The sequence below is a fragment of the Synechococcus sp. PH41509 genome, assembly GCF_020514285.1.
Lineage (GTDB): Bacteria > Cyanobacteriota > Cyanobacteriia > PCC-6307 > Cyanobiaceae > Parasynechococcus.
On the sequence record NZ_VTLD01000013.1, the window covers coordinates 1 to 8,923 of the forward strand.

Sequence of the window (8,923 nt, forward strand, 5' to 3'; positions counted from 1 at the left end):
TTGGCACCACTCATCAACGGAGTGTGAAGGGTGGGGGGGACCTTGCCGATCAGCTCCAGCCCAAGCAGGCTGCCAAGCAGGAGAACCCAAAGGAATTCAACAAACATCAGTTGGCACCTGGGGTAAGGACGTCGCCACGACGGATGGTGCCGTCCTGGGCGATCAAACAGCCGGCGATCAGTTCATCCTCGGGATCGAGGTTGAGGACACCGTCCTTCATGGTGGGCTCCAACAGAGCCACGAGATTGCGGGCGTAGAGCGCACTGGCGTGATTGGGAACGCTGCAGGGCAGATCATTGCCGCCGATCAGCTTCACACCCTTACGGTCCACGGTCTGACCAGGCACGGTGTCGGCGCAGTTACCGCCCTGGGCCACCGCCAGGTCAACCACCACAGCGCCTGGACGCATCCGATCGAGCATGTCTTCACTGATCAGGCGCGGAGCACGGCGACCGGGCACCTGGGCGGTACAGATGGCCACATCGGCCTCAGCCAGTTGATCAGACAGCTGCTGTCTCTGAGCAGCCAGGAATGCATCGGAGGCCTGTTTGGCATAACCGCCGGATTCAGCCGGCTTGTCTTCCAACTCAGGTGGCTCAATGAAACGGGCGCCGAGCGATTCAACCTGCTCTTTGACCGCCGGCCTGATGTCACTGACATAGACGACTGCACCGAGGCGGCGGGCTGTGGCGACCGCTTGAAGACCCGCCACACCAGCTCCAAGAATCACAACCTTTGCAGGTTGAACGGTGCCCGCTGCCGTCATCAGCATCGGGAAGTAACGATCCAGAGCAGCGGAAGCCAGCAACACCGACTTGTAGCCAGCGATGTTGGCCTGGGAGGACAAAGCATCCGCAGACTGAGCCCGGCTGATCCGCGGCAGCAGTTCGAGCGCCATGGCAGAGAGACCGCCGCGCTGAAGGCCTGCCGTTAGGTCTTCGTTGGCGTAGGGGGAGAGCAGACCAACCACCAACGCCCCCTGGCGAAGGCGGGCTAGGCCGGCATCGCTCGGCGATTGCACACAGAGCAGAACATCCGCCTGACTCCAGGCCGATGCATCTCCGGCATGGATCAAATCCGCACCCTGCTCGGCATAAGCCTCATCGAGGTAACCGGAGGCTGTACCGGCTCCGCGTTCGACTGCCACATTGCAGCCCAACGAAATGAATTTTTTGACCGTGTCGGGCGTTGCCGCAACCCGGGTTTCTTCCGGTGTCGACTCCACCGGTATCAGAAGTCTGGGCAAGGGGAACACAACCACCGACCCAAGTGAGGTTACTTACGGGGTCACCCTCTCGCCATCAGGAAGCTTCCTGAAGAAAGCCCCCCTCTTCTGTTGCTCTTGCTACGTGAAGTGCATCCTCTGTGCTCCTCATGGGTCTCAGCGCAATCGAGTGTCCCGACGGCCTCTGCCACAGCCACCACGGCGGCCACGCCGTTGAACGGGAAACCATGCAGTCCACCCTCCAGTTGCACGGCAAGGACTGGTGTGAACGGCTGGCGGAGCGGATCTATGAAATCTCCGTCGACACCTTCTCCCAAAGCGTGATGCCCAGCCTGCACACGGCCGGCTGGCAGCGGCGACACCTCGACTGGGAATTCAAGTTGAATGACGGCGAATGCGAGCCCGATCGAACCCTGGTTGACGGGATGATCAACGCCACGGAAAGCTTTCTGCGCAGCAGCGAAGTGCACCGCCTGTTCATCCAGGAACTCGTGCAGGGCACATTTGCAGAAGCGGAAAACGATGACCTGCGCATCCAGGCGGTCCGCACGCTTGTGGAAACCGAAATCGTGGCGATGCTTGAGGAACGCCGGGAAGAGCTGCTGGATCGGCTCGCTGAGCAGATGCTGAACTCAGCGAAGGGGGATTTCAAGGCCGCTCGCTCCGCCTCAGAAGAGGCCTTAATGGAAGTGGAACACTTGGTGGTTAACCACGCTGAAGCGCTCTGAAGCAAGACTCTGGCGCCAAAACGTGCTGCCGAATCAAACGATCGGCAGCACTTCCTGTTCAAGTCCAAGGGCCCAGCTCAGCTCTCCGCGGCGATGCAGAACGCGCGCTCGAAGAATCAATGGGTCGATGTCGCAATCGAGTTCCCAACAGCCATCCAGTTGATCGCGATGCTGATCGAGAGGGCTGCTGAAGAAGGAGCGTTGGGCCATGGCGATGGGCGGGACCCGATCCCGATGGAGCTGATGGCCGGACGGTAGAGATGCCACGGCGCAAAAGAATGGTTAAAAAGACTCATCTTCCCGGGGGGGCGATATCTCAGCCGTCAGCTTCAACCTCCCGTCCAAGGTCAACACCGATCAGGACCCAGTACCTGTCCAACCAAGACAGTGGCAGCAACAGCTGATCCAACTCCTGCGACGCAGGCTTGAGCTTCAGGGCAGCAGCCGCGACCTTCTTGTGTTTGCAGGCCCAGGAGCGGGGAAAACACTGGGTGCCCTGCTGGGATACCGCGCGATGCGGGATCTAGGCCGACTGAACCATTTCGTGGTCTTCTGCCACCGGACCTCAATCCTGAATCAATGGAAATCAGCCGCTGCTCGTCTCGGCTTGCGGCTGGAGGAGTGGCCCTGCACGCCGGAACAGAGCCTTGGAGCAAACGGTCTTTTGGTGACGTATCAGGGTGCGGGTCGTCAACGCGACGCGCTGCGAGCACGTCTTGAGGAATGGGGCACAAGCGCCTGCATGGCGATCGCCGATGAGGCACACCATCTCGGCGTCAATCCCGACGAACCGGACGCAACAGCCTGGGGGCAGACCTTTCTGGAGCTGACCAACACCGTCAGCCTGCGTCTGGGACTCACAGGAACCCCCTTTCGTGCCGACAACCTGGGGTTCTGCGCCGCCCGTCGAATCCGGGTTCAACTGGACGACGGTGGCTGGGTCGAGCAGATCCGTCCGGATCTCTGCGTGGAACCAAGGGACCTGATCGCGGCAGGGGATGTCCGCCCCCTGGAGTTCCGCTTTCAAGACGGCTGGGTGGAACACAGCCGCGAGGGACTACCCGATCGCGACGTTTCCCCCCTTTCGTCCGAACAGCGGGAAAGCTGGCGTGCTCGCAACCTGCGTCGCGCCATACGCCTAGCCGACAGCAGCAGCATTGGCCAGCAGGTGCTGCTGAGAGCGCAGCAGAAACTGAATCAACTTCAGGAGCGTCAGCCACAGTCAGCTGGCCTTGTCATCGCCCGCGACATCAATCACGCCGAGGCCATCAGCCGGGTGTTGATTGAAGACGGCAACCGGGTGGAGCTGATTCATTCCCAGAGCCCCCAAGCGACGGAACGCTTGAACGCCTTCCAAAGCGGGAGTGCCGATTGGCTTGTGAGCATTGACATGTGCGCGGAAGGCTTTGATGCACCACGCCTAAGGGTGGTTGCCTATCTGACCACCGTTGTGACCCGCAGCCGTTTTGTGCAGGGCATCACCCGGGCCGTGCGGATGACACCAGAGCTAGCCGCCTGCGAAGCCATCCCCCGAGAAGCCTCCTTCGTCTTCGCCCCGGCAGACCCACTGCTCATGGACTACGCACGGTCATGGTCGGTGGCAGAGCCTTACGTGCTGCGCCCTCAGGGCCAGGACTCCCAGGATGACCTGCAGGGTGTTGGGCCATGGCGCGGCCCCAGCCTTCCCCTCGAAGCGGTTGAAGATGGAGCCGGTGCGGTGATCCGCCTGAAAACACCCGAATTGCCCACTTTTTTGCAGCGCTGAACACAGCTTTGGTCAGAGAAAAATGCGAACTTGTGCGAATGGGTGGGCCGAATGGGACCCCCTATCCGTCAACCTGATCAACATCGAGGAGTCAGTTATGGATGCCGCAATGGAACGCCGGGTCATCGTTGCAAGCGGCTGGGCATCCACGCGCATCGCTGTCCTGGACAAGGAAGAGCGCTATGAAGACAGTTATGCCATCACCCAAGAATTCTGCGAGTGGATCACTTGCATAGGAGAAAACATGGAGATGCTTGAGGCCAATGTTTTGGCCGTTCCGCGCAATCCAAGCAAGCGTCGGCCGATTCACGACCCAACGTCCAACGATTCCCAGGTTGAAATCTAAAAACAACCTTAAATTCCTCCAAGCCTGATGCATCTTTTTTCGGGTTACAACCCACCACTGGCTCAAGCAGGGCTTTAGATTTAACTCATAGTCAGTTCGCTTTAGCGGTGGTTAAAGGCGGTTCGGATCACATCGAAAATCTGGTTGTCGTCGGTTCAGGCCCAGCCGGTTACACGGCGGCCATCTATGCAGCACGCGCCAACCTGCAACCGCTGCTGGTCACTGGCTTTCAACGCGGGGGGATCCCCGGCGGACAGTTGATGACCACGACTCATGTCGAGAATTTTCCCGGTTTTCCGGATGGTGTTCTCGGTCCTGACCTGATGGATCTGATGAAGTCCCAGGCTGTTCGTTGGGGCACCCACCTTCTGGAAGCCGATGCCGACAGCATTGATCTGACGTCGAAGCCCTATCGCATTGAGGTCGACGGTCAAACCATCCACACCCATGCCCTGGTGATCGCCACCGGAGCCAGTGCAAACCGTCTCAAACTTCCGTCAGAGAGTGCCTTTTGGAGCAAGGGCATCAGCGCCTGCGCGATCTGTGACGGGGCCACGCCGCAGTTTCGCAACGAAGAGCTTGCCGTGGTCGGCGGCGGAGATTCCGCCTGCGAGGAAGCGGTGTACCTCACCAAATACGGAAGCCACGTCCATTTGGTAGTGCGCTCGGACAAACTCCGTGCCAGCGCAGCCATGGCTGATCGGGTCTTGGCCAATGACGCCATCACCGTGCACTGGAACAGCGAGATCGTTGACGTCAGCGGAGATGAATGGATGCAGTCGATGACCCTGCGGGATCGCAATGAAGGCAGTTCTCAGAGCCTTGCTGTCAAAGGGCTCTTCTATGCCATTGGCCACACCCCCAACACTGATCTGCTTCAGGGGCAACTTGATCTCGATGAGAAGGGTTATTTGAAAACGGAAGTGGGGCGTCCGGAAACGTCCTTGGAGGGCGTCTTCGCTGCCGGCGATGTGGCTGATGCTGAATGGCGTCAGGGCATCACCGCAGCCGGAAGTGGCTGCAAAGCAGCCTTGGCAGCAGAGCGCTGGCTAAGCCATCACGACCTGGCAACCCGGGTGCAACGCCAAGACGTGGAGCCAGCGGTGGCGGAACGTCCGGTCAACGTGGAGGTCACCACAGAAGCCACCTACGACCCTCAAGGGCTGTGGCAGAAGGGAAGCTTTGCCCTGCGCAAGCTTTATCACGACAGCACGAAGCCTCTGCTTGTGATCTATACCTCACCAAGCTGCGGCCCTTGCCACGTGCTGAAGCCTCAGCTGCGACGGGTGATTGAAGAGCTGAATGGATCTGCCCAGGCTGTTGTCATCGACATCGAAGCTGATCAGCAGATCGCTGAACAGGCAGGGGTCAATGGCACACCCACAGTTCAGCTGTTCCACCAGAAAGCGATGGTGAAGCAATGGCGCGGCGTCAAGCAGCGCAGCGAATTCAAGGCTGCGATTGAATCCTGCCTTCAGGCTGCCGCCTGAGGGCAGCGGACATCAACGACGGCGAGGTCCACCGGGACGGTTTCCACCGGGACGACCACCAGGAGCACCCGCATTGCGCTCCCGATAGGTGATGCGGCCGCGGGTGAGGTCATAGGGGCTGATTTCCACCAGAACCTTGTCACCGGCGAGCAATTTGATTCGAAACTTGGTGAGCTTTCCAGCCGCTCTGCAAAGGCATTGGTGGCCTGCAGGCTGCTCGAGGGTGACCAGATAGAACCCGTTGCCCTGTTCCTTCTCGATCACGCCCGAGGTTTCGATCATGCGTCGGTAGCCAATTCTGTCTTGCTGGTATCAGTTTAGAAGGCCACTTGCGCCCCGCCGAGAGAACAGAGCCCTTAGGCTCCAACGCCGACCCCTCTCCCCCTGCCGTGATTCTTCCCCCATTGAGCATGGATCTCGGTCTGCTGCTGATCTCCGTCGGCGTGGTCAACCTGTGGAGGATGCGAGAGAACGCGAGCTGACTTGACGACGCTGCTGCTGAACAAACCCTTTGGGGTCTTGAGTCAATTCACGCCGGAGGAAGGGAGCCGTTGGGGGTGCTTGAGCGACTTTGTTGACGTGCCCCAGGTCTACGCCGCTGGGCGTCTTGACGCCGACAGCGAGGGGCTGCTGATCCTCACCAGCAACGGTCGCCTGCAACAGCGCCTCACCGACCCACGCTTTGGCCATTGGCGCAGCTATTGGGCGCAAGTCGAAGGCACGCCCACCATCGAACAGCTGCAACAGCTTCGGGATGGTGTTGTCATTCAAGGCCGTCGCACCCTGCCGGCGAAAGCACAGTGGCTTCAAGGGCTCGACCAACCGCAACTCCCCGATAGAAGTCCTCCCATTCGTTACCGAGCCAAGATCCCCACCAGCTGGCTACAGCTGTCACTTACCGAAGGACGCAACCGGCAAGTGCGACGCATGACTGCGACCGTCGGACTACCGACATTGCGTTTGGTGCGCTGCTGCATTGACTTGATGGACAATGGACCACCGCTGGACCTGAAAGAACTTCAAGCCGGAGACTGGCGTGCAGTGACAGGTGCTGAACAGGAGCGGCTCAACAAGCTCATCAGCAGCAAGCCGATCTCTTCTGGCCCTCGTCGGGGAGGGAACCGACGAGGGTGACCGCGCGAAACGCAATGCCCTCCACCTCGCGCCAGGGCTTTTCGCTGCGCTCTGCATAGCGAACCTGCTCAAAGCCAAGGGCCTCGAAGGCTTCCAAGAAATCCTGCTCCTGCCAGGCGCCACTGATACAGCCACTCCAAAGATCAGGGTCCTGCTGCAAACGCAGGGGCACAACCTCATCGCAGACGATGTCGCTGATGGCAACCCGTCCGCCGGGAGCAAGAACCCGGCGAATGTTGGCCAGAAGCCTCTCGCGGGAGGATGGATTCACCAGATTGAGCACACAGTTGCTCAGCACAACATCCATCGAGGCATCGGCAATCAGGGGCTCTCCCGCAGCAGCAGGCGCATCAAGGGCTTCGATGGCTCCATCAACAAAACGGACGTTGTCGAACCCCACTGCTGACGCCACGACCGGGATCGCCGACCGCGACAGGACAAGCATGTCGTCGTTGCGATCCACACCGGTGACGCTGCCGGACTTTCCGACAATTTGGCTGCAGATGAAGGCGTTTTTACCGCTGCCGCTGCCAAGGTCGAGCACACGATCACCCTGCTTCACCCACCGGGTGGGATCACCGCAGCCGTAATCACGCTCGACAACAGCATCGGGGATCACTCGCAGCAGGGCAGGGTCGAAGCCAACCGGGGTGCACAAGCAGGCTTCCTGCTCGTGTGCAGCGGCTCCGTAACGGGCTTCAACAGCCTGTGTTTGATCCAGAGACTGGGGCTGAGAGGGAGGGCAACATGACTCAGCCATCAGCCGATGGCCTCCTGCAGCTCACGCACCACATTCCACTGGCCGTACCAGTAGTTGGCCTCGGCGCGACGGTCCGGATCCGCCACACCATCAACCGCATCGGGCCCCACCGACTTCCACAACTCATGACCGCAAACACGGTTGAGACCCTGTTCTGCTTCATCCGACAACAACTGCAGACGCCGCTGCAGATTTTTGAGCTGAGCGACAGCCATCAGAGAAGGATCAATTAAAGCGATAGTACAAAAGAACCAAGGGGTATCAAGGTTCAGAAGGGGAGCTTTTTCTTCGCGTCCTTGTCGAGATCCGCTTCCATCTCACGCAAACGCTTCAAGATCGTGTCGTAGTACTCACTGATGTAACTCTCCATCTCGGTGGTTTCGGATTCGTCGAGACCAAACGCTGCGTAGCTGGTTTGCATCGGAGCGTCGAGGGTCTGACCGCTACCGGTGACCTCTGCAAATGCAAGCCGCTCCGCCACGTTGACGGCAGGCTCAAAGAAGGAGGCCACACCCTGCATCAGGTTGATCAAGAAGGGCTGAACCCGAAACACCCTGGCCGTCTTGCCACTGCAGCGTTCGCACAGCTGCACCAGTTCACCGGTGTTCCAGGGCTTAGGCCCGACGACCGGGTAAGTACTGCGAACGGTCTCCGGCCGCTCGAGAGCCGCAACAGCGAATCGAGCCATGTCCTGGGTGTTCATGTAAGCAATGGCCGTAGGGCTGCCACTGACCCAAACGGTTTGGCTCTCCAAAACAGGGATGGCGAACTGGCTGATCACCCCCTGCATGAACGCAGCACCCTGCAGGATCGTGTAATCCAGATCCGATGACTCCAGCAGCTTCTCCGTGCAGGCCTTGATGTCCATCAATGGAACATCGCGATGCTGATGGGCTCCCAGCAAGGAGAGGAAGACAAAACGCTTGACTTCAGCCCTTTCGCAGGCACGAAGCAGATTGAGCTTTCCGTCCCAATCCGTCTCGTAGATGCTGCGTGGATCGTTGGGCCGACTTGTGGACGCATCGATAACGGCATCGACGCCTTCAAGGGCGTAATCCAGGCTGTCTGGTTCGAGCAGGTCGCCACGGGTCAACTCACAACCCCATTCCTGAAGAAAAGCAGCCTTGCGGGGCGCCCGCACCATGCAACGCACCTGGTGGCCAGCATCGATGGCACGACGGGCGATCTGTCGTCCCAGGGTGCCCGTGCCACCCACCACAAGCACTTGCATCGGCGCCTTCCTCGCGAAGAGGGGAGCCTAATGGCCCCCGCTTCAAAGCGACTGCTTCAGTCGTCGCCCTGCAGTTTCAGCAGCAGAGCACCACCAGCGAGGCCGATGGGAATCAACACCCAGAAGATCGCAGCAGTTCCAAAAATCTCAGCAGCCATGGTCTGGGCAAAGCGATCGCACGCCCATTTAAATCCCTTCCCCCCGCAGGCTGGTGCAGATCTGTAACAGCTGCGGCAATTCCGCA

13 protein-coding genes are annotated in these 8,923 nt (G+C 59.7%); 5 read left to right on the forward strand and 8 right to left on the reverse strand.

What is annotated here, in order from left to right:
* On the reverse strand, positions 1-107 hold a 107-nt coding region (locus FZZ88_RS05235), incomplete at its 3' end, for a proton-translocating transhydrogenase family protein (RefSeq protein ID WP_230332838.1).
* On the reverse strand, positions 107-1,246 hold the full coding sequence (locus FZZ88_RS05240) for a Re/Si-specific NAD(P)(+) transhydrogenase subunit alpha (protein WP_206339151.1): 1,140 nt from the start codon (positions 1,244-1,246) through the stop codon (positions 107-109). The genes FZZ88_RS05240 and FZZ88_RS05235, both read right to left, overlap by 1 nt.
* 128 nt (positions 1,247-1,374) lie before the next feature.
* Here FZZ88_RS05240 and FZZ88_RS05245 point away from each other — a divergent pair, with 128 nt between their 5' ends.
* Complete coding sequence (locus FZZ88_RS05245) at positions 1,375-1,953, forward strand: EF-1 guanine nucleotide exchange domain-containing protein (RefSeq protein WP_115025339.1); 579 nt, start codon at positions 1,375-1,377, stop codon at positions 1,951-1,953.
* Between the two features lie 33 nt (positions 1,954-1,986).
* Here the strand turns inward: FZZ88_RS05245 and FZZ88_RS05250 are convergent, their stop codons facing one another.
* Complete coding sequence (locus FZZ88_RS05250) at positions 1,987-2,163, reverse strand: hypothetical protein (RefSeq protein WP_226398884.1); 177 nt, start codon at positions 2,161-2,163, stop codon at positions 1,987-1,989.
* A gap of 193 nt (positions 2,164-2,356) precedes the next feature.
* Between FZZ88_RS05250 and FZZ88_RS05255 the strand changes: the two genes are divergently transcribed.
* The 3 genes from FZZ88_RS05255 to trxB all read left to right on the forward strand — a co-directional run bounded on the left by FZZ88_RS05255 (position 2,357) and on the right by trxB (position 5,554).
* On the forward strand, positions 2,357-3,718 hold the full coding sequence (locus FZZ88_RS05255; RefSeq protein ID WP_370520012.1) for a DEAD/DEAH box helicase: 1,362 nt from the start codon (positions 2,357-2,359) through the stop codon (positions 3,716-3,718).
* Between the two features lie 22 nt (positions 3,719-3,740).
* Positions 3,741-4,064: a hypothetical protein gene (locus FZZ88_RS05260; RefSeq protein ID WP_370520011.1), complete on the forward strand. Its 324-nt coding sequence runs from the start codon at positions 3,741-3,743 to the stop codon at positions 4,062-4,064.
* A gap of 107 nt (positions 4,065-4,171) precedes the next feature.
* Positions 4,172-5,554, forward strand: coding sequence for a thioredoxin-disulfide reductase (trxB, locus tag FZZ88_RS05265; RefSeq protein ID WP_166017325.1), 1,383 nt, complete (start codon positions 4,172-4,174; stop codon positions 5,552-5,554).
* Between the two features lie 12 nt (positions 5,555-5,566).
* On the opposite strand, the gene infA is transcribed toward trxB, so the two are convergent.
* A complete protein-coding gene (gene infA, locus FZZ88_RS05270; RefSeq protein WP_006041809.1) occupies positions 5,567-5,836 on the reverse strand; it encodes a translation initiation factor IF-1 in 270 nt (89 codons plus the stop codon).
* A 201-nt stretch (positions 5,837-6,037) separates the two neighbouring features.
* On the opposite strand from infA, the gene FZZ88_RS05275 reads away from it, so the two are divergent.
* Positions 6,038-6,688 (forward strand): pseudouridine synthase, encoded by a 651-nt coding sequence (locus tag FZZ88_RS05275; RefSeq protein WP_166017326.1) that lies wholly within the window; start codon positions 6,038-6,040, stop codon positions 6,686-6,688.
* Here FZZ88_RS05275 and FZZ88_RS05280 read toward each other — a convergent pair.
* Genes FZZ88_RS05280 through petM form a run of 4 tightly spaced genes read right to left on the reverse strand, consistent with a single transcriptional unit; the run spans position 6,633 to position 8,837 of the window.
* A complete protein-coding gene (locus tag FZZ88_RS05280) occupies positions 6,633-7,448 on the reverse strand; it encodes a methyltransferase domain-containing protein (RefSeq protein WP_166017327.1) in 816 nt (271 codons plus the stop codon). The genes FZZ88_RS05275 and FZZ88_RS05280 overlap by 56 nt on opposite strands.
* A complete protein-coding gene (locus FZZ88_RS05285) occupies positions 7,448-7,663 on the reverse strand; it encodes a hypothetical protein (protein WP_006851288.1) in 216 nt (71 codons plus the stop codon). The genes FZZ88_RS05280 and FZZ88_RS05285 overlap by 1 nt, the downstream gene beginning before the upstream one ends.
* 53 nt (positions 7,664-7,716) lie before the next feature.
* Positions 7,717-8,679, reverse strand: a complete 963-nt coding sequence (locus FZZ88_RS05290; protein ID WP_166017328.1) for an NAD(P)H-binding protein — start codon at positions 8,677-8,679, stop codon at positions 7,717-7,719.
* A 56-nt stretch (positions 8,680-8,735) separates the two neighbouring features.
* Positions 8,736-8,837, reverse strand: coding sequence for a cytochrome b6-f complex subunit PetM (gene petM, locus FZZ88_RS05295; protein WP_038553686.1), 102 nt, complete (start codon positions 8,835-8,837; stop codon positions 8,736-8,738).
* Positions 8,838-8,923: the final 86 nt, after the last annotated feature.